This window comes from Paenibacillus sp. JJ-100, assembly GCF_948329825.1.
Lineage (GTDB): Bacteria > Bacillota > Bacilli > Paenibacillales > Paenibacillaceae > Paenibacillus.
The window spans coordinates 1,007,108-1,027,129 of sequence record NZ_CAOJCM010000001.1 but is presented as its reverse complement, the minus strand read 5'-3'; the positions used below and the strand labels follow the sequence as shown (position 1 = coordinate 1,027,129).

At 45.5% G+C, this 20,022-nt stretch carries 18 protein-coding genes; 6 read left to right on the top strand and 12 right to left on the bottom strand.

Annotated features, from left to right (window positions below; all coding sequences use genetic code 11):
• Window positions 1-7: 7 nt before the first annotated feature.
• The 3 genes from PQG66_RS04960 to PQG66_RS04950 form a co-directional block, all read right to left on the bottom strand.
• Window positions 8-1,846, bottom strand: a complete 1,839-nt coding sequence (locus tag PQG66_RS04960) for an assimilatory sulfite reductase (NADPH) flavoprotein subunit (RefSeq protein WP_272036490.1) — start codon at window positions 1,844-1,846, stop codon at window positions 8-10.
• 277 nt (window positions 1,847-2,123) lie between these two features.
• Entirely contained in the window at window positions 2,124-5,477 is a 3,354-nt protein-coding gene (locus PQG66_RS04955) for a fibronectin type III domain-containing protein (protein WP_272035730.1), read from the bottom strand.
• Between the two features lie 477 nt (window positions 5,478-5,954).
• Complete coding sequence (locus tag PQG66_RS04950) at window positions 5,955-7,511, bottom strand: ABC-F family ATP-binding cassette domain-containing protein (protein ID WP_272035728.1); 1,557 nt, start codon at window positions 7,509-7,511, stop codon at window positions 5,955-5,957.
• Between the two features lie 235 nt (window positions 7,512-7,746).
• Between PQG66_RS04950 and PQG66_RS04945 the strand changes: the two genes are divergently transcribed.
• On the top strand, window positions 7,747-8,172 hold the full coding sequence (locus PQG66_RS04945; protein ID WP_272035726.1) for an SET domain-containing protein: 426 nt from the start codon (window positions 7,747-7,749) through the stop codon (window positions 8,170-8,172).
• 143 nt (window positions 8,173-8,315) lie between these two features.
• On the opposite strand, the gene PQG66_RS04940 is transcribed toward PQG66_RS04945, so the two are convergent.
• The 4 genes from PQG66_RS04940 to PQG66_RS04925 all read right to left on the bottom strand — a co-directional run bounded on the left by PQG66_RS04940 (window position 8,316) and on the right by PQG66_RS04925 (window position 10,961).
• Entirely contained in the window at window positions 8,316-8,954 is a 639-nt protein-coding gene (locus PQG66_RS04940) for a DUF1349 domain-containing protein (RefSeq protein ID WP_442955005.1), read from the bottom strand.
• A gap of 232 nt (window positions 8,955-9,186) precedes the next feature.
• Complete coding sequence (locus PQG66_RS04935; protein ID WP_272035724.1) at window positions 9,187-9,849, bottom strand: hypothetical protein; 663 nt, start codon at window positions 9,847-9,849, stop codon at window positions 9,187-9,189.
• A complete protein-coding gene (locus PQG66_RS04930; RefSeq protein WP_272035722.1) occupies window positions 9,839-10,285 on the bottom strand; it encodes a nuclear transport factor 2 family protein in 447 nt (148 codons plus the stop codon). Before PQG66_RS04930 ends, PQG66_RS04935 begins: the two co-directional genes overlap by 11 nt.
• A gap of 91 nt (window positions 10,286-10,376) precedes the next feature.
• Window positions 10,377-10,961, bottom strand: coding sequence for a TetR/AcrR family transcriptional regulator (locus PQG66_RS04925; RefSeq protein ID WP_272035721.1), 585 nt, complete (start codon window positions 10,959-10,961; stop codon window positions 10,377-10,379).
• Between the two features lie 165 nt (window positions 10,962-11,126).
• Between PQG66_RS04925 and PQG66_RS04920 the strand changes: the two genes are divergently transcribed.
• A complete protein-coding gene (locus PQG66_RS04920; protein WP_272035719.1) occupies window positions 11,127-11,489 on the top strand; it encodes an iron-sulfur cluster biosynthesis family protein in 363 nt (120 codons plus the stop codon).
• 129 nt (window positions 11,490-11,618) lie between these two features.
• Window positions 11,619-12,395 (top strand): M15 family metallopeptidase, encoded by a 777-nt coding sequence (locus PQG66_RS04915; RefSeq protein WP_272035717.1) that lies wholly within the window; start codon window positions 11,619-11,621, stop codon window positions 12,393-12,395.
• 18 nt (window positions 12,396-12,413) lie between these two features.
• On the opposite strand, the gene PQG66_RS04910 is transcribed toward PQG66_RS04915, so the two are convergent.
• On the bottom strand, window positions 12,414-12,653 hold the full coding sequence (locus PQG66_RS04910; protein ID WP_272035715.1) for a hypothetical protein: 240 nt from the start codon (window positions 12,651-12,653) through the stop codon (window positions 12,414-12,416).
• Window positions 12,654-12,788: 135 nt separating this feature from the next.
• Between PQG66_RS04910 and PQG66_RS04905 the strand changes: the two genes are divergently transcribed.
• Complete coding sequence (locus tag PQG66_RS04905; protein WP_272035713.1) at window positions 12,789-13,421, top strand: nitroreductase family protein; 633 nt, start codon at window positions 12,789-12,791, stop codon at window positions 13,419-13,421.
• A 228-nt stretch (window positions 13,422-13,649) separates the two neighbouring features.
• A complete protein-coding gene (locus PQG66_RS04900; protein ID WP_272035711.1) occupies window positions 13,650-14,126 on the top strand; it encodes an AraC family transcriptional regulator in 477 nt (158 codons plus the stop codon).
• A gap of 113 nt (window positions 14,127-14,239) precedes the next feature.
• Here PQG66_RS04900 and PQG66_RS04895 read toward each other — a convergent pair whose 3' ends face one another.
• The 3 genes from PQG66_RS04895 to PQG66_RS04885 form a co-directional block, all read right to left on the bottom strand.
• A complete protein-coding gene (locus PQG66_RS04895) occupies window positions 14,240-15,484 on the bottom strand; it encodes an aminopeptidase (protein WP_272035708.1) in 1,245 nt (414 codons plus the stop codon).
• Between the two features lie 108 nt (window positions 15,485-15,592).
• Complete coding sequence (locus PQG66_RS04890) at window positions 15,593-17,134, bottom strand: acyl-CoA synthetase (RefSeq protein ID WP_272036486.1); 1,542 nt, start codon at window positions 17,132-17,134, stop codon at window positions 15,593-15,595.
• 365 nt (window positions 17,135-17,499) lie between these two features.
• Window positions 17,500-18,504: an aldo/keto reductase gene (locus tag PQG66_RS04885; RefSeq protein ID WP_272035706.1), complete on the bottom strand. Its 1,005-nt coding sequence runs from the start codon at window positions 18,502-18,504 to the stop codon at window positions 17,500-17,502.
• Between the two features lie 221 nt (window positions 18,505-18,725).
• Here PQG66_RS04885 and PQG66_RS04880 point away from each other — a divergent pair, with 221 nt between their 5' ends.
• Window positions 18,726-19,562, top strand: a complete 837-nt coding sequence (locus PQG66_RS04880) for an AraC family transcriptional regulator (RefSeq protein ID WP_272035704.1) — start codon at window positions 18,726-18,728, stop codon at window positions 19,560-19,562.
• A gap of 46 nt (window positions 19,563-19,608) precedes the next feature.
• Here PQG66_RS04880 and PQG66_RS04875 read toward each other — a convergent pair whose 3' ends face one another.
• A complete protein-coding gene (locus PQG66_RS04875; protein ID WP_272035702.1) occupies window positions 19,609-20,007 on the bottom strand; it encodes an Asp23/Gls24 family envelope stress response protein in 399 nt (132 codons plus the stop codon).
• Window positions 20,008-20,022: the final 15 nt, after the last annotated feature.

Sequence of the window (20,022 nt, the reverse complement as noted above, 5' to 3'; positions counted from 1 at the left end):
CCTCAGATTAATACACATCCCGCTGATAACGTTTCTCCTGTTGCAACCTTGTCATGTATTCCGCAGCCTGCTCAGACGACAAGCCGCCTTCCTGCTCTAGAATCGTAATCAGCGCAGCATGCACATCATGAGCCATTTTTTTCTCATCACCGCAGATGTACACGGCCGCTCCTTCCTGAAGCCATTGATACAATTCCTTGCTGTGTTCCAGCATCCGATGCTGAACATATACTTTCTGCTCCGTATCACGGGAGAAGGCTACATCCATTTTTGTAAGAACTCCATCCTTGAGCCAACGTTGCCACTCCGTCTGGTACAGGAAATCGGTAGCGAAGTGCTGATCTCCATAGAACAACCACGTTTTCCCTTCAGCACCCGTTTCTTCCCGTTCGCCAAGGAATGCTCGGAATGGGGCTACACCTGTCCCAGGACCGACCATAATAATTGGTGTGTCTGGATTCTCCGGTAATTTGAAGTTGGGATTATGCTGAATATACACTGGCAAGGTATCCCCAGGTTCGATTCGTTCAGCAAGATGGACGGAGCATACCCCATAACGCTCTCTTCCACGCGCTTCATAACGTACGGTTCGTACCGTCAGATGAACCTCGTCCGGGTAGGATTTCGAACTGCTCGCAATGGAATACAGGCGTGCTGGTATTTTTCGAAGAACCGCCAGGAAATCCGCGGCTGGAATACCTTTCAATGCATAATCCTGAGCTACATCAAGCAGATCGCAGCTGTTCATAACGTTACGGAATTCTGCATCATTGGCGATCAATGCCGCTAATCCGCTCTCTGGACTCAGCTTGGCAAGCTGCTCTGCCACCGGTTTGGTTACTGCCGTAATTTCATAATGACGTAACAGAGCTTCATAGACCGATACCTGATCTCCGTTTTTGTTCACCGTAACACGTTCATCTGCATTCCAGCCCATAGCTGCAATCAATTCATCGACAAGACGCGGGTGGTTCTCGGGGAAGACACCTAGACTGTCACCTGGTTCATAATCCAGATTGGAGCCTTCCAGAGACAGTTCAATATGCCGTGTCTCACGGTCCGATCCGCGACCATTCAGGTTGAGATTTTCAAGCACTTCCGCCTTGAACGGATTCGTGCGGTTGAACTGGGATTCTCCGCTGCTTACCGCAGCCGTAATCGCTTCACTGCTTACCGTCCCCGCAGCTGCTGTTGTGCTGCTAAGTGAAGCCAGGACATCATTCATCCATTCTGCAGCTGGCTCGTCAAAGTCCACATCACAGTCCACTCTTGGAACCAGTGGCGTTCCGCCTAATTCCTGAAGGCGTTTATCAAAATCCTTACCTGTCTGGCAAAAGAATTCATAAGACGTATCTCCCAAAGCAAGTACAGAATATCGAAGTCCGTCCAGCTTTGGTGCTCGTTTGCTATTCAGAAACTCATGAAGCGGAATCGCATTATCCGGCGGCTCACCTTCTCCATGTGTGCTGACCACGATCAGAAGATTCTCAATTTTTTTGAGTCCGTTCGGTTTAAAATCACCCATGGAGGACAAGGTCACCTGCAGTCCTTGTTCTTCCAGTTTTTTAGCGAGCTTTTTCGACAATCCAATGGAGTTGCCCGTCTGTGAACCATACAATACCGTAACCTCACGGGATATTGCAGGAGTATTAACAGGTACAGAAGCCGGAATTTCTCCAGTCTGTTGGGCCAGGCCTGTTTGGACTGCTGTCGCCGTACCTGACTGAAACGCTGCAATATATCCGCTAAGCCAGATTCGTTGTCCGTCCGTTAATGTAGGAATAAGACGATTGAGCAATTCTACTTGCTCTTGATTAAAAGGACTATTTGTCACTTGAAGTTCCACCATCTGCCACCTCACGCCATGCTTCAATTTTAATTCCTACTAAATTGATCTTATTAATTTCTTCTCTCTAGAACCTAACACACTGGGGGTTAGGGGTCAATTTCAATGATTTTATACCATTTATCAGTTTCTCTGATAAAGGAATAAAACGTCCGAATCTACGGTTTTTACTTTGCCAGTAGCATTGGACAGAAAAGCAAAAAAAAGCTTACTTAAACCTGAATTCAGGTTTAAGTAAGCTTTCTTCTATGTTTAAAATCCACCCGGTGATGTAGTATCAGCTTTTAGGTTTTACAATCATAATCCAGCTGATCAGTGGATCCTGGGATGCCGTATTACGAACTGTGACATCCAGTTTACCGTTAGATACCTTAATGCCCTTGTGGGCCCGAACACTAGCAGGTATATAAGTAACCACCCCGGTGTTTGTACCGTTAATGATAAAATCCGCACGACGTGAAGTATTCGTCCACGGGTCATTGAATCCCGCATACACATCATACTCACCGTTTGGTATATCAAAGCTATACGTCAAATCTTTGCCTTTGGGCGAGTTGCTTACATTACCGCCATTCAAGTAACGCACGGTTGAAAATATATCACCGCCGTTCGAACCGGAAGGCAGCGCATCGGCACTAACATATCCCCATGATTGGCCTTTAGCCGGAGCGTACATCTGATCCACCCTTCCCGGATGCAAGAGCGTATCTTTCATATAACTAGTCATCAGCTTGTAATCTGCCGTATCATAACCACCGCTGTTCACAAAGTATAATGTATTCTCCGGAACGATAAACACACGGACTGCCTGTGTTTTATTGTTAAACTCAGGTGTTGTGATCTGTAACGTGAGCGGCCCAGGCTTGTCGAAATCCTCTGCTGTCATCACTCGACCATTAATCGTCCATACGGCTAGCGTTGACACCACTTCATTACCATCACGCACCTTCACAGTGGAAGGCAAGGTCGGCACTTCGCCAAGTTTTACCGCTTCTGGCAGCTTATCTACGATATCTACCTTCCCCATTGAATCCAGCAGATCGGGTGTCCAGCTGTTATACCACTTGATCGCAATGTCTGAGCCTATGCCGAATTCAATCGGCAAAAAGACGTACTTGGCTGCATCATTGGCGAAATTGCCTCCGTTCCACATATCGCCTACATAAATAAACTTGCCCTTTTCCGGATCAACCGGGATGACTGAAGTTGTCTGCGTACCAAAAGCCTTCCCGGGATCTGGATCACTCGGCAGTGTGCGGACAAACGGGTTTGTCATCGCCGACCAAGGTCCGAAGATATGATCCGCCACCGTAACTTTGTTCTCATTAGGAGCCCAGCCTGTTGCACCTGATGTTAAAATATAATATTTACCCTGATACTTGAACATGGCCGGTGCTTCACGCTGCCCACCAGGAAATACTCTAACATAGTCTACACCGTACTCCGCCTGATACACGCTATCACGAACAGGATTGCCTTTATCATCCTTAAGGCCTTGCTTGTGCCAGCCTGTGACGTCACTGTAATCCTCGGTGAGCTTGGAAATGTATAACGTCAGATTTTCTTCGCTGGAGTAAATCAGGTAACCCGTGCCATCATCATCCTTAAACAGCGTCATATCACGAGCCATGCCTCGATCACTTGGGAAATAGTCCTTCTCGCCTTCAGGGGCCATGTCCATACGATAACTTTTCTGATATACAAAAGGTCCAGCAGGGGAGTCACTGATTGCATAACCAGCCTTTGCTTTACCGTAATTGGCATTATTGTTGTAAGGGTCCTTGTCTCCATCCATATGGGCCCACATGACGTATTTTTTCGTTTTATCATTGTAAATGACCTTTGGCCGTTCGATGATCCGTCCTTTGCGTATATCTGCCCAGATGTCCACACGATCTTCGCGACCAGCATACAGTTCCTTTATTAGCGGGTTCGTGTCAAAATCATCCATCGATTGTAGCATGGTCAGTGCTATGCCTTCGTCCGTCCAGTTCATCAGGTCTTTGGAGGAGTAAGCACGCACACCCGCAGCAGGCCAACCACCCGTATGATATTCACCATACCAGAAGTATTTTTCTGTTTTTTCATCGTAAAAGAAACCCGCGCCATGAGCATCAATCGGTCTGCCGTTCTGATCCGGCCACAATTGCCCTGGCGTAATACTTGTGCGCACCGTCGATACACCAAGCGGTGCAGAGACAGGTGTATCTATTCCGTCCACTTTGGCCTGAATCGTGTAAAAGTAACCCGTACCCATCGTTAGACCTGTGTCGTCTAACGAATTCGCACTCCCTGCATAGACTTGCTGATACGTCCCTGAAGCACTGGTCGCCTTCGATACCGTGTAGGTGACTTCTGATCCAGGCAGTGCATCCCACCTCAAGGAAATGGACGTATCCGTTGCAGCAGTAACGGCAAATCCTGAAGGAGAATCAACAGCGTACGTCCGCACTTCCGCTGTACTGTATGCCGATTCACCCGCAGTGTTGTACGCGGTCACCCGATAGCTGTAGCTCTTTCCTGGCTCAAGTGCCTGATCTGTAAATGTTAAATTATTGCCGTCGTATACCTGCTCATATTGTTCCGTTCCTTGCTCAGCGCGAACGACACGATAACCGCTCGCCTTATTTACCGTATTCCAGGTCAATTTGACACTTGTCGTAGTGAGCGCTGTCGCTCTCAGATCACCCGGAGCCTGTGGAACCTCGGCAGCCGTTTTTGCTTCAAGCGGAGCAGACAACTGTGACTCGGTTAACGCTCCGTAGTTATAGGCAAGTCTGTAGTAATAAGTTGTATCCGAGCTTAGCCCTTCATCTACATAACTTGTTGATGACATCTGACTCACCAACGAGTATCCGCCTTCTTGCGTGTTCGAACGATACAGACGATAACCTGTTGCTCCTTCAATCTCTGGCCAATGCAATGAAATCGAAGATGCCGTCTCTCCATCCTTTGCAAGCACAGCGTCATTCATTCGAGGCAGATCCGCGATGATGACATCATCAATATGTACGGTCTGCCACTTGTTCCGAACGCCAACTCTGCCGGTTGGAATGGATGCATCGTTCAGATCAAAAACCAATCGATCCATCCCATTTTGCACGATGTAACCACGAATGGACGTGCCTGAAAGCACCATTTTAAGCGTATACCATGTATTTTTGTTGAATGTATAGTCAACCGATTTTAGTGTGGTATCTGCGCCATTTACTCTTTTACTAAAAACGAGTTTGTTGGCCGGCACCTGCATTTGGAAATAGTAGTAGTTGCTCTTATCTTGAAATCGCGGCAAAATGCCGGGAAATCCTTCGCCCGCCCCTGTATAAAAACGCATTGACACCGTCTTATCCGGTATGGACTCCCCCGTTGTGATAAAGCCTTCATCGGTACCATTTTGAAAAAGAACCTGATTGGATGCATCCACGGGATCGGATGTCACTTGCCACTCCCCTGAGATCACATGCCATTCAGGTGAAACGGTATAGTCTCCATCGGAAAAATCGTCTTGAATCCACAATTCAGGAATAAGGTTTCCATCTGCTTGAGCCTTGTTCGGGTACATCAACGGTCCTGAAGATAATATCAGTGCGGCGGATAACAGGATTGCAATCGGTTTTCTCCGTTTATTCAATCTCAATTCGCTCCTTTGCATCAGAAAATATAAACAGGTTCCATACACACCCAACGTAGTAGTTGAACTTCAGTTCACATCATTCAGGCAATCAGGCCACAGACTATACATCTTCCGCTGATCACACCTCCTCAATAAATGAAATCGGTTTCATTAGAGAACGAAAAAAGACCCGTTTACTCAGGCATGTGCAAATCATCCAACGTTACCGAGAACCGTTTCTTTCTCACCCATGTCATAAACAGGTTTCTTAAGCATTAAATGTAAACGTTTTCTAGCATTAGAATATAACTTGCTTTTAAGGCTGTCAACCATTCATTGGTCCTATTCCATCCTCTCTCTAATATGACAAAAAACGCGTATTTCACATGCTCTATGCAAGTGAAATACGCGCCTTTACCTGTAAGCCTAATCGGAACTTGGTTTCCTTTGTTAAACGGCTTACTATCCCAGTGCCTTTTTAGAATACTTTCGTTATTAGAATACTTTCGTTGTCCAGGACTCACAGTTCCATGTGTCTGTCACGATATCACGATAAAATTCGGGTTCGTGCGAGATCAGCAAGATGCTGCCCTTGTATGCTTGAAGTGCACGTTTCAACTCATCCTTCGCATCCACATCCAAGTGGTTCGTCGGTTCGTCGAGCACGAGCAGGTTCGTTTCATTGTTGATCAGCTTGCAGAGACGTACTTTTGCTTTTTCTCCCCCACTGAGGACAGCAACCTTGCTCTCAATATGTTTCGTCGTAAGCCCGCATTTAGCTAGTGCCGCACGGACTTCAAATTGAGTATAGGAAGGGAACTCTTGCCAAATTTCTTCAATACACGTATTGTAATTGGCTTCTTTCATCTCTTGCTGGAAATATCCAATCTCCAGATTTTCGCCGCGCTGAACACTACCTTCGAGCGGCTGGATTTCACCCAAAATGCTGCGCATCAAGGTTGTTTTCCCGATCCCGTTTGCACCGACCAACGCAATTTTCTGTCCCCGCTCCATACGCAGGTCAAGTGGTCTGGATAAAGGTTCGTTATATCCAATAACCAGCCCCTGGGTTTCAAAAATGAGCTTGCCGGATGTTCTAGCATCACGGAAATTGAATTGCGGCTTCGGTTTTTCTTTTGCCAGTTCAATAACGTCCATCTTATCGAGTTTTTTCTGTCTGGACATAGCCATATTACGTGTTGCCACGCTGGCTTTGTTGCGCGCAACAAAGTCTTTCAGGTCCGCAATCTCCTGCTGTTGACGCTTATACGCAGACTCAAGTTGCTGCTTCTTCATCTCATATACTTCCTGGAAGTGGTCGTAATCACCCACGTAACGAGTGAGTTCCTGATTTTCCATGTGGTAAATGAGGTTGATTACACTGTTCAAGAACGGAATATCGTGAGAAATCAAAATAAAGGCATTCTCATACTCCTGTAGATAACGTTTGAGCCATTCAATATGCTGTTCGTCCAGATAGTTCGTCGGCTCATCGAGAAGCAGGATGTCCGGTTTTTCGAGCAAAAGTTTCGCAAGCAGAACTTTGGTCCGTTGTCCTCCACTCAAATCGTTAACGTCTTTGTCCAGACCGATATCGGTCAAGCCCAGACCACGTGCAGTCTCATCCACTTTTGCATCAATCATGTAAAAGTCCTGGTTCGTCAGTGTATCCTGGATTGTACCTACATCTTCAAGAAGCTGCTCCAGTTCTTCGGGTGTAACATCACCCATTTTGCCATACATATCGTTCATTTCCTGCTCCATGTCAAACAGGTACTGAAACGCACTGCGTAGCACATCGCGGATCGATTGTCCTTTGCTAAGTACAGCATGCTGGTCAAGGTAACCTACACGCATGCGTTTGGACCATTCCACTTTGCCTTCGTCAGGCTGAAGCTTACCCGTAATAATATTCATGAAGGTGGATTTACCTTCTCCATTCGCCCCGATCAGACCAATGTGCTCGCCCTTGAGCAGGCGGAATGAAACGTCGTTAAAGATAGCCCGGTCACCAAAACCGTGACTTAATTTTTCTACATTTAATATACTCATTCATGACACCTTTTCTATATAGACTTAATTCTTTGTATATTATAAGCGTTATCTCCCACACAACTCAACGCCCTATTTCAAAATGGATCTCGTTTAACCCCTGCATTGTAAACCTACAGCTATATTATGGATGTTCCATTTGCCTTATCGCTGCGGATGGGTTAAAATTTTGCCTTAAACAAATACAACTATTTTAATAGAACGGAGCTCTCACAGAGAGCATCAGGTGAATCTTATGATTGAAGTAAAACAGTCCAAACTGGGTGACGGCGGCGAGTTTAACCGAGGGGTATTTGCAACGGTGGATATACCCAAAGGCCAGCTCATCCATCAGGCACCCGTTGTGCCTTATCCGAATGAAGATCATGAACATATTGAAAAAACGATTCTGGAGGATTACGTCTTCGAATATGGAGCTAATCATACGGCGATCCTGCTGGGATATGGCAGCCTGATTAATCATTCCTACGAACCTAATGCTACGTACGATATCAACTTTGAGAATCACACCTTTGATTTTTACGCGTATAAGGACATCAAAGCCGGTGAAGAGATTCTCATCAACTATAATGGCGAAGAAAACAACATGGACCCATTATGGTTTCTGGAGGATTATGAGGAACGTATGCGTGAAATGAACGACAATGAAGAAAAAGAATGAGGAATGATCAAAAGAAGCAAGTTTCCAGCCGGAGAAACTTGCTTCTTTTGATCAGAGCTGGGAATGGAGAGTTTATGCTCATCCCCACACCTATCCAATTAACATATTTTTGCAGGAATTTGCCCTATTGTGAAACATGCCCTTTATTCATGATTTGGTGGATCGGTATGCAAATCCACGTCGGATGGCGTGCAAGTCCATCTCGTAAAAGCCACCTCGAACCCTGCGCGTTTGGGCGAGCATAGGAACGGTCCGGCTTGTTTGTCTTGAGGATAAGCGAAGCGGGCTACCCGAATCGTTCTCCATGGATGTTCGTCTGTACGAGCACGTATAACAACGGACTCCTGATGGTAGGATGCACGAATGGTAACCATCCGGCCTTTCCATTCCGGTACAGGTGACAGGGACCAATCCGAGAACTGATCTGTGACAACCGCGCCGACATGTACAATACCATCGTTAACCTCAACACCGGCTTTAATCCATTCGCGCTCTCCATGCCATAACATTAACCCTGCCTGATCATATAATTCCGTAAACGAAGCTAGATCGAACGAAACTTCGACAGCCTGTAATCCATCCCACGGTTCAAGTAATGCGTGTCCATTGCGATGGCAAAAACTATAAAAGGTCTCCTCCCAAAAATCACTGCCTTCCTCCGCCTGAACAATAAGCTTTTCCCCGTCTATACGGGTGTGGACAGGCTCGGTTGTCCATTGTCCTCGTTCAAGGTGCATTCCTTGGGCTGACATTGTCATATTCATATTCATCCTCTCTGCCATTCCTTGCAGAAGTTGGATGTACCCCAGACAATGCCCCTCCCTACAAGTTTATGGAGAGGAGAGAACCTGTTGCCTGAGGCTTCCCCTTTTGCAAAGTACATTTTTGAAACTCCCACTGCTACTAGTACCTTTCGACATGTAATGCACATTTACCTTGAAACGTTATCATGTGCTTCATGAGAGGTTCATTACGCCGGCAGGAGCTCTAACTAATGTCACCTTAGAATGTTCTTCATTCATGCAACTGAGTGTTCGTCTGTGCTGAGAAAAACGAATGGAGGGATAAGGGAGGATTGCCCGTTATGCGTTGAACCGTATCGGTTACCTGATCTTCACTTCCCTGCTCTTTAATAAAAGTATCCAAACCTGCAAGTAAAGTCGCATACTCTTCTGGCATTCCTGCTTCAACCATCTGGTTTCTCAAAATTTCTTCTGATATCGATTCATGCTGGATAGGTTGGTTCCACAATTCACTAACCGTCTCTGCTACTTCTGCATAGGATAACGAATCCGGACCGGTTATGATGTGGTCTGTATTGTGAGGCACAGCATCAGTTAGGGTATGGAAGGCAACCGCTGCGATATCGTCCGCACTGACAAAACCAATTTTACCTTCTCCCGTTGCACTGTATATTTTACCTGAATCAGCTATCGTCTGCCGATGGGGCCCCGGCACAACAAGATATATTTGGGTTACATGCTTTAATGCAGCTCCATATGTGCCTGGATCGTACCAGTCAAAATAGACATAATCCCCTCTGGAATCCACAGACGAAAACTGCTTTCTACCAGCCAAACGTACTGGATATTTATGTTTCTGTAGCTGTGCAGCAAGGCGACTTCCGGTCTTGCCACTCGCTCCTGTGATAAGTGTTAACGGTCTCTCATTGTTCATGTGTATGACCTCTATTCTCTGATTCCAATAGGACAAGCGGATTCCAATAGTCTCTGTAATGTGTGATTTTGCTACCCTCATAGCTAACGACAGAAATATAAGTCTGATTGTATGGTTTGCCTGTACTCAGAAACACGCCTTCACAAGTGAACTCCGCCACAAACCGCTGTTGATTGGTATCTAGCAAAATGACGGGCTCGCTAAAATGTTGAATCTCTAGAAGTGTAAAGAGTGTATTCACATGGTTGGCAATGGCTGTTTTGCCTTCCAAGCGCCGAGGATAACCTGGAGGAGAATAAGGAAATTCAAAAATTGCGTTGGTGTCAAACAACTCTGTCCATTGATCGAATTTGCCATCCAGTAGAAGTCCAGTGAATTGTTGCATGATATGCTGAGGTACATCTTGCTGATTGCCCTTTTGTGGTTGAGTTGTCATATAAACCTCTCCTTTTTCAGACCGATCAGTCTGGAATTAGCGAAAAAATAAACGCTTAATGCGTTCATTTATGAAAAAACGATCACAACGTTTAATCCAATACCATCAAAGTCGTTAGCACAAGTTCTCGTAACTCTTCCTCAGTAGCGCCACTCTTAGCTGCATATGTCAACGAGAGCCTGGTATAGTTTAGAAAACGTGAAATACGGCGTAGTTCCTGTTCTTGGAATTGTAACTCTCCAGCTGCACATCCTCGTAGAAGTGCAGTGTACAATATGTTTTCCATCCAGCGATTGTTCGTCTGGATAAAAGAAGCGATCTCATGCTGCTGAGGTGCCTGTTCGACTGCGCTGTTAATAATGAAACATTCGTTGCGCCGATGCGGGTCTGTTAACACGTTTACTGCTTCGTCAAACAAGTGCTGAATACCTTCACGTACACTGGTGCTTCGTTCTAACAATAGCACGGATGCTTCTGTCTTCTGCTGTACATAAAACTTCAGAGCAGAGACAAACAAATCATGTTTCGTTCCGTAAGTGTCATAGAGACTTTGTCTGGCAATTCCCAGCTCTTTAAGTAATATCGATAACGAAGTTCCTTCATAACCGTAAGCTCCAAAAACCGAGGTTGCTTTACGTAAAACTTGTTCTGTGTCAAATTCTTTCGCTCTTGCCAAGTGTAGTGTCCACCTCCCTTTCGTTAATGCCTATCATATACATTCCGGACTGATCAGTCAAGAACAAGAATGATTTAATTTTCGACAAAGTGGTATAATGGCAATACAGGCTGAATGTTCCTTAACCATTTATAATGATGTCAATATATAGAGGAGTGAAGCGATATGCATATTCAAATTACTGATCTGGCAGCCCAGCGTTTAACAGAAAGTCTGAATGATCGACCAGGTTACTTCAAAGTATTTTACGATATGGAAGGCTGTGGCTGTAACGGTGTTGTCGTGCTGCTGATTGTGGATGAACTGGCGGCTCTGGATGAGCAGATTGAAACGAACCTCGTGCCGTTTTATGTAGATCCCAAACATCAGCTCAACCTAGAATCCAGTATGAAACTGGATGCACAAAAAAACTATCCTGCCTTTACGTTAAGCAGTGACTCCGGTGTAATCAGCAGTAATCTCCGGCTCCGTGATGCACGTTCCGCCGCTGCAGGAACATCTAATTCTTCTGATACTTGCATGTTATAGGGGGGAGATCCCCCCTTATTCGACGCTTCTTGCAATTTTTTTACAAGTCGGAACAATTGAAGAACATTAGGATCGAATCCTCTAGTATACTTGGTTTATAGATTGATATATTCCAAGGAGGATTTCATCATGCCATCGTTTACACGTAAATCTATCATATCCATATTCCTGCTCGGTTCAGTGCTTACAGGCACAGCTTTTACTCCCCTTCCAATCAACCAAGTGCTTCATCCAACGGCTTCAGCCGCCACTTCAAGTTTCTCACAATTTTTGAAAGACAATGCGCCAAGCCGCACGATTACAACCAGTAGTAAAGGTGTTGCCACCATCACCAATCTTTCGAGTACAGTCGTGCTTGTTAATAAAAAAAGAAATTTGCCGTCCACGTACAAACCTACAGACCTGGTTGTTCCTAACATCCCCTTCAGCTTCTCAGGCTCCAGTCCGAAAAAGCAAATGCGTAAAGTTGCTGCCACTGCTATTGAGAAGTTGTTTGCTGCTGCCAAAAAAGACGGGATCGATCTCAAAGCGGTTTCCGGCTATCGTTCATACGCGACCCAAAAATCAATTTTCGAACGCAATGCCAGCATTAAAGGTGAGACTGTCGCTAACAAAACCAGTGCTCGGCCAGGACAGAGTGAGCATCAGACCGGACTCGCCATGGATATTTCCAGCGCTTCCGCAGGTTATGATCTTCAGCAGAGCTTTGGCGATACCAAAGAGGGCAAGTGGTTAAAAGACAATGCCCACAAGTATGGTTTCATCATCCGTTATGGCAAGGATCAGGAGAAATCGACAGGATATGCTTATGAACCTTGGCATGTTCGTTACGTAGGTGTGTACATTGCTGGTGAGATTACGAGTCAAAAACTTACACTAGAGCAGTATCTGGAACGCGCGAATTAACAATCGAATAGAACCCTTTTAAACGCCGGCAATTCGGCGAATCAAGATCGGCAACCGTTTCACACCTTCAGTTCCCGCCCAAGTGCTTGCTCCAGCCCAGAAATCATTATGGCAAAGATACAAGGCAACTTCGTATACAAGATAACCCAAAATGATCTCTACTACCACAAAGCGCTTAAGGGCGGAGGATTCAAAGACGTACACACGGAATTCACGATGCTGCCAGGCTGACTTCAATCTGAGGATGAATGATCGCATAACTCACCTCTGTTTTTTATTTTTAGCCTATGGCGAGCATATCTTGTCTTATTCAAAAATAATACTTACATAAAGTAATTAAGTGTGTTATATTCACTTTAGGAAGAAAATCATACATAAGCGAGGTTAGCCACCATGAGTGAACTAGACAATTTGATAAAAAACCGCAGATCTACTGTTCTTTTTGAAGAAGGCATTGAAATATCGGAGTCGGAATTAGAAGAAATGTTTGCCTTGAACAAATTCGCTCCATCCGCATTTAACTTGCAGCATACCCACTATCTTGTATTAACAGATGATGCGCAGAAAGAGAAAGTATATGAGGCTTCACAGCAATACAAAGTCAAGACGGCATCCGCAGTTATCGTTGTCCTTGGCGATGTTAACGCTCATCATCATATCCGTACAATTAACGAAGGATTGCTCAATCTCGGTGTACTGACTCCGTTCCAATACGAGCAGGAATCGCAAAGTGTTACCGAATTTTACGAAACACGCGGCAGATTCTTTCAGCGTGAGGACGCAATTCGTAATGCCAGCCTGTCCGCGATGCAATTCATGTTGATTGCACAAGACCGCGGTTGGGATACATGCCCGATGATTGGATTTAATGCGGAGGAGCTGCAGCAGAGCCTCAACATTCCAGGCCACTACGTACCAGCTATGCTGATCACAATCGGCAAAAAATCCGAATCGAAACAGCGTCCACGCGGATATCGTAAGCCCATCCATGAATATGTCAGCTTTAATAAAATGCACGCCGAATAATTTATCTTTGGTATCATCTATTTAACCTTCTCCAACATATTCCAACATATAAACATGAAAAGCCACGGATTCGTGGCTTTTTTTGGTATATTACCGCCTCATTGGCTATTCGTTTCTATAATTCCCATTCATTTTGCGTCTACTTTGGAGAAAAATGATTATGCAATTTTTTTTATACCATGTTAGCATGCTGAGGTAAGCATTATTTTCCAAAAGGAGATGTTGATCATGGAGATGAAAAACATGTATTTCGAGCAGCTTCCACCCGCCAGAATTGCTTATGTGCGCCAAACCGGACCTTATGGGCCATCCAACATTCGAGCAATGGAAGAACTGAAACAATGGGCGAATCAGAAGCAGCTGTTGAATGAAGATGCCGTTTTGATTGGTATTCCTCAAGATAATCCTGCCACAACACTACCGGAGCATTGTCGATACGACGCATGTATCGTTATTCCTGATGATTTTGACTTCGATACCGAATCTGGCTTTGATATTCATAGAGGAACCTTCCCCGGTGGAAGCTACCTCATTTTCACGATTCCGCATACCGCCGAGGGTATTCAGAAAGCTTGGAACGAGATGATCCCGCAGTTACAGGCGGAAGGCTATCGTATGGATCACAAACCCGTTATTGAAAGATATCGACCTCAACTGCTTGATCAGCATCTATGTGAACTTTGTGTGCCTGTTACTTCGTTCTAATGAACTCACCAGAGCGCAAAAAAGGGCCAACCAGATTTCATCCGGCTGACCCTAATCTCATGGATCTATTTTACAATCTGTGAATCCAAGCATCATCTTACCTATTCAACATTTTAGAATGCCCAGTTTCCTTTACGGAATACCGGCTCCACTGTGCCATCCTGTAACTCTCCATCGATGTCCAGTTCTGCGGAACCAATCATAAAATCAACATGTGTAAGACTTACATTGCATTCATGTTTTAACAGTTCTTCATTCGACATGCTTGTGCCATTCTTCATATTGAACGGATATGCACTTCCGACAGCCAGATGGCAGGATGCATTCTCATCAATGCCCGTATTGTAAAAAATACGATTCAGATTCGAAATGGGAGAATCATGTGGTACCAGCGCAACCTCGCCAAGATAACGAGCACCTTCATCCGTCGCGAAAAGATTCTTCAAGTGCTCTTCGCCAGAAGCCGCTGAGTAAGCAACGACCTGACCATCCTTAAAGGTGATGCGTATCTGGTCTACCAGCTGTCCATTCAGGTTCAGCGGCATCGTGCTGCTCACATAACCGTTCACTCCGCTCCGCTTAGGCATGGTGAACACTTCTTCTGTAGGCATATTGGCTACAGTGTAGACCCCTTGTTTGTTTTCGCTGCCACCGCCGCCCCAGATATGGTTAGGGACCAGTTCAATCTTGAGATCCGTACCTGGCGCACGATAGTGCAGACTCTTATAATTTTTCTTGTTCAACAATTCACTCATATTGTTCAGTGTTTCGATATGCTCTTTCCAGTTCTGTACCGCATCTCCACCATCTACACGATTCATTTTGAATATCGTATCCCACATCACGTTAATACGATCTTGCTCCGGAATATCGGCAAAAACTTTATCCGCCCATGCTTTCGTTGGTGCTTTAATCAGACACCAGCTAATTTCATGGTTACGCGTGTATTTTGCATATCCTTTGCGAGCCTCTGCTGCGGCTTTGGTTGCACGGGATACTTTGGACGCTTCGATGCCGTTGTATAGATCCGGGTCAGGCACTTTGATTGTTAGCGTAGCACCACCAGCTTCTGCGAACTTTTCCATCATATCGCCCTTCCACGCCGGGTAATAGTCAAAACTATCGTCAGACCCATGTTCGAAACGACTGCGTGTAATGTGATCGTCTTCGAAATCGACTTGCACATAATGCGCTCCAGCAGCATATGCCTTTTCGACGATCAGACGAGTGAATTCCAGAGTTTCAATAGGTGCTGTCACCAGCAAGTCTTGGCCCTTTTGAATATTCACGCCCACTTTGACTACAAGCTCTGCATATTGTTCCAATGATTTTGCAAATGACTGCTCAAACGAATTCATATTCATTCACTCCTGCTTCAATTAGATTCATTAGCTGTTTTCCAAGTATTCATAACTTCTCAACATGCTTCGCTCTAAGCATCTACGTTGCATCCTTCATACTAGAAGTTATACGTTACGCTTTTCCTGCTCACGCAGTTCAATCCGTCTAATTTTACCTGAGTTGGTCTTTGGCAGATCAGCCACAAATTCAATTTTACGAGGGTACTTATAAGGTGCAGTCCATTCCTTCACATGTCTTTGCAGCTCATGTGCGAGTTCCGTTGAAGCCTGCGAGGCATCTCTCAGCACAATAAAAGCTTTCACGACATTACCCCGTATTTCATCCGGGCTAGCAACGACAGCACATTCCTTCACACTCACATGTTTCATGAGCGCTTCTTCCACCTCGAATGGACCAATGGTATATCCGGAGCTGATGATGATATCATCACTGCGGCCTTCAAACCAAAAATAACCTTCTTCATCTTTGCTTGCCCGATCTCCTGTGACAAAATAATCACCGCGTTGGTTCGCTTCCTTGCGGCCCTCGTCCTGGTAATAAGCACGGAACAATGCTGGCATGTCCTTATGCACAGCAATATCTCCAACCTCTCCCGCTGACAGAGGTTGTCCATCTTCACCAATGATTTCAATTAATCCAGGACTAATCGACTGCCCCATGGAACCAATACGAATCGGTGCGTCCTTTAGACTGCCGATCAAGAGTGTGCTTTCGGTCTGTCCATAACCATCTCGGATCGTAAGGTCAAAATGACGCTGGAAGATTTCAATCACTTCCTGATTCAGCGGCTCGCCCGCGGATACAGCACTACGCAGATGAGATAAGTCAAAATGTCCGAGATCATCGGTTTTAGCCATCAGGCGATATTCTGTTGGCGTACAGCAGAGTACGTTAATCCGGTGCTCCTGCATCAACTCCAAATAACGCTTGGGCTGGAATGATCCGTTGTATACCAGCCCGGTGGCGCCTCTGCCGAGTACAGACAGGAACGGGCTCCAGATCCATTTTTGCCATCCAGGTGCTGCTGTTGCCCATACGGTATCGGAAGGTTGGATATCCAGCCACAGTGTCGATGCAATTCGCAGATGTGCGTAACCCCAGCCATGACTGTGAACGACACCTTTGGGATTACCCGTTGTTCCCGATGTATAGGCTAGAATAGCCATATCATCACGATGGGTCTGCACAGCAGTCATCTCATCCGGTTGATTTTGCATCAATTGATGTACGTTAACCCAGTCTTCACCAGGAACCATGTGATCCCCTTTAGGGGATGCTACGATACGATGCGCAAGTGCTGACAGATCGGAGTCCATTTTTTCCACTTCCGAAGTTGTCTCAGACCATACGATCACTGCCCGCGCAGATGAATGCCGCAGACGATATTCCAGATCTTTTGCACGCAACATCTCCGAGGAAGGGATGACGGCAAGGCCAAGTTTCAGACAGGCGATGTATATCACATATGCAATAATCCGGCGTGGTACCATGACCAGCACCCGATCTCCTTTCACTAATCCAAGCTCACGTAGACCTCCGGCCAAGCGGTTGGCTTGTTTCAAAAGCTCACCGTACGTAATCTCTTCCACTTCATTCTGATCGCTGAGCCATCTAAGTGCAATCCGGTCTGGCGGGTGATTCTCCATCTCGGATGTCAGGTTATAGGTTTCGGGCGAAATCCACTGTTCAAAATTCAAATGGAGCCTCTCCTTTATCATTCTAATTTATAGCGTCTTTATATTATACATCAAATCCTAAGACCAGGTACTATGAACAAGATACTTTTTATACTGATTCTGCTAAGAACCAGACAAGCTGATTCATTATTTGAATTTTTAGATTTCTTTTCTCCCACTCCTTCAAATCCCCTTTTTGCTCTAATAACGAATCATCCCAGTATAAACCTTATGGCATCCGATTCGCCAGTTCCTCCCTTTCACAACACAAAAAGCACCTCTCCTCTGGTAGAGAAAAGGTACTCATTGTTAACGTAATTTTGTTCACTAACGATTTACCAAGGATAGTTGCCGATTCCATCCAGAATCGTTTCAATCTCACTCAGCTCTGCGGCTGTGAGCTCGGCAGCCTTAAGTGCAGCAACATTCTCTTCAATCTGAGAGACACGACTGGCCCCAATCAATGCAGACGTTACGCGGTTACTACGTAATACCCAGTTGAGCGCAAGCTGAGAGATCGTCTGTTCTCTTCGCTCCGCTACGGCTTGCAGAGCTTCGAATCTGGCAATGCGTTCGTCCGTGTACGATTCTTTTTTCAGCGTTCCTGTTGGATTATTACGTTCCGCTTTGATTTTATCTACATATTTGTTCGTCAACTGACCCCGACCAAGCGGGCAGAATGCGATGGAGCCTACCCCCTGTTCATCCAGCACCTCTTGCAGACCCTCTTCAATCCAGCGGTTCAACATCGAATAATTCGGCTGGTGCACAAGACACGGTGTACCAAGGCGGCGTAGAATCGTCACCGCTTCTTGGGTCTGCTCTGCATTATAGTTGGACAAGCCCACATACAGCGCTTTCCCTTGACGTACGATGTGATCAAGTGCCGTCATCGTTTCTTCTAGTGGCGTGTTCGGATCTGGGCGATGATGATAGAAAATGTCTACATAGTCCAGTCCCATTCGGCGCAAGCTCTGATCAAGACTAGCAATCAAATTTTTACGGGAACCCCACTCACCGTAAGGGCCACTCCACATATGATAGCCTGCCTTTGACGAGATCAACAATTCATCCCGGTAGGGGCGCAGATGCTTGTGATAGATCATGCCGAAGTTCTCTTCTGCTGATCCTGGTGGAGGACCATAGTTATTCGCCAGATCAAAATGGTTAATCCCGAGATCAAACGCACGTAAAATCATGTCTTCTTGAACATCCAGCGTGCGATTGCCGCCAAAATTCTGCCATAACCCGAGTGCAATCTGCGGCAGTTGGATACCCGATCTCCCTGAGCGCGCATAGCTCATATCATCATATCGTTGTTCATTTGCAATATAAGGCATCTCGTACCTTCCCTCATTTCTATCAGGTTGTTCGATCCGTCAGTGCCTTTATATCTTAGTCCTTTTGCAAGCTGATCCGATATGGTTTATCGCTACATTGATATAGCAAAATGATTGTTATACTTCCCATTAAGTCTATAAATTTTTAGCTCATTCGCCACTTGAATATGTTAAAATGCAAGAAACAGAAGAAACATCGAAAGAACACAGGAGTGAATATTGTGATTACGTATTTGTTCAAAAACTCTCATTTTCAGGAGTTGCAACTCCTTCATTATGGCAATGAAGCCTGTACACCCGGACACCATTTTGGCCCCGCGATGCGGGACTACTACAAAATTCACTATGTATTGAGCGGTAAGGGCACGTTCGAAGTGTCCGGGAAGACGTACCATCTGCAAAAAGGCCAAGGCTTCCTCATCGTACCCCACTCGGTTGTCCATTACAAAGCGGATTCAGATGATCCATGGGAGTATAGCTGGGTTGCTTTTCAGGGCACACATAGCGCTTCCTTTTTGCAGCAAGCCTGCTTGTCTGAACAACAACCGATCTTTGATCTTGGTGATGAAGACGATGAGATGCGATCCTGTCTGCACCGAATTGTTCATGCTCGCACATCACACAAAGGCTGGGAAATCAGCGTGACGGGATGGTTATATCAATTTTTTGCTATCCTTATGGATCGTGCTCACGCCGACAGCTTGCAGCCTACCACCCATTCTGGCAAGGAAACGTATGTAACTCAGGTGATTGATTTTATTGAAATGAACTATGCCAACGCGATTACGGTTCAATCCATTGCCTCACACATCGGCTTGCAGCGCAGTTATTTGTGTTCGTTATTCAAAGACCAGATGGGCAGCAGCATTCAATCCTATCTAGTCCATTACCGGATGCGTAGAGCTGCCGAGTTGACCTTGGATCTTCACTTAAGCATTGGAGATATTGCGCGTTCCGTGGGTTATTCCGATCAGCTTCTCTTTTCCAAAATGTTCAAAAAAGTGATGGGCGAAGCTCCCACCTATTATCGAAAACACAAAACAGCACCTTCTCTGTAATTATCTACAGAAAGGTGCTGTCGATCTTCCAGATTTAATTTAAGATTCACACATTCTCAGGCATGGTAACACCCACAACTTGTACTCTGACCTCTTTCACGATCACACCTGTTAGCTGTTCAACGGCTTGTTGGACGTTGTGTTGCAGATTCTGACAGACTTCTTGCATGTTGAGACCATAGTGCACATTAATACGCAGTTGAATCGAAGCTTCGTCATTCTCAATTGAAACGTCTATTCCTTTTTGCAAGCTTTTGCCACTGATACTCTTGGCGAGTCCCTCTGTCAATCCAACAGACATCGAAGACACTCCCGGCGTCGTTTGCGCAGCCATGCCAACAATTTTGGACACAACATCATTGGAGATATGTATGGTCCCTAGCTGAGCTGCTGGAGGTGCAATATATTCCGCTTCTTTTGTAGGTTGTTCAATGATTTCAGACATAAGTTCCTCTCCTTA

Excerpts from the sequence above, each read along its gene's own strand:
- PQG66_RS04875 (WP_272035702.1), bottom strand. The coding sequence starts at position 20,007 with ATGTCTGAAATCATTGAACAACCTACAAAAGAAGCGGAATATATTGCA.
- PQG66_RS04895 (WP_272035708.1), bottom strand. The coding sequence starts at position 15,484 with ATGAATTCGTTTGAGCAGTCATTTGCAAAATCATTGGAACAATATGCA.
- PQG66_RS04930 (WP_272035722.1), bottom strand. The coding sequence starts at position 10,285 with ATGACAACTCAACCACAAAAGGGCAATCAGCAAGATGTACCTCAGCAT.
- PQG66_RS04885 (WP_272035706.1), bottom strand. The coding sequence starts at position 18,504 with ATGCCTTATATTGCAAATGAACAACGATATGATGATATGAGCTATGCG.
- PQG66_RS04915 (WP_272035717.1), top strand. The coding sequence starts at position 11,619 with ATGCCATCGTTTACACGTAAATCTATCATATCCATATTCCTGCTCGGT.
- PQG66_RS04950 (WP_272035728.1), bottom strand. The coding sequence starts at position 7,511 with ATGAGTATATTAAATGTAGAAAAATTAAGTCACGGTTTTGGTGACCGG.
- PQG66_RS04940 (WP_442955005.1), bottom strand. The coding sequence starts at position 8,954 with ATGGCAGAGAGGATGAATATGAATATGACAATGTCAGCCCAAGGAATG.
- PQG66_RS04905 (WP_272035713.1), top strand. The coding sequence starts at position 12,789 with ATGAGTGAACTAGACAATTTGATAAAAAACCGCAGATCTACTGTTCTT.
- PQG66_RS04910 (WP_272035715.1), bottom strand. The coding sequence starts at position 12,653 with ATGCGATCATTCATCCTCAGATTGAAGTCAGCCTGGCAGCATCGTGAA.
- PQG66_RS04920 (WP_272035719.1), top strand. The coding sequence starts at position 11,127 with ATGCATATTCAAATTACTGATCTGGCAGCCCAGCGTTTAACAGAAAGT.
- PQG66_RS04935 (WP_272035724.1), bottom strand. The coding sequence starts at position 9,849 with ATGAACAATGAGAGACCGTTAACACTTATCACAGGAGCGAGTGGCAAG.
- PQG66_RS04890 (WP_272036486.1), bottom strand. The coding sequence starts at position 17,134 with ATGGAGAATCACCCGCCAGACCGGATTGCACTTAGATGGCTCAGCGAT.
- PQG66_RS04945 (WP_272035726.1), top strand. The coding sequence starts at position 7,747 with ATGATTGAAGTAAAACAGTCCAAACTGGGTGACGGCGGCGAGTTTAAC.
- PQG66_RS04900 (WP_272035711.1), top strand. The coding sequence starts at position 13,650 with ATGGAGATGAAAAACATGTATTTCGAGCAGCTTCCACCCGCCAGAATT.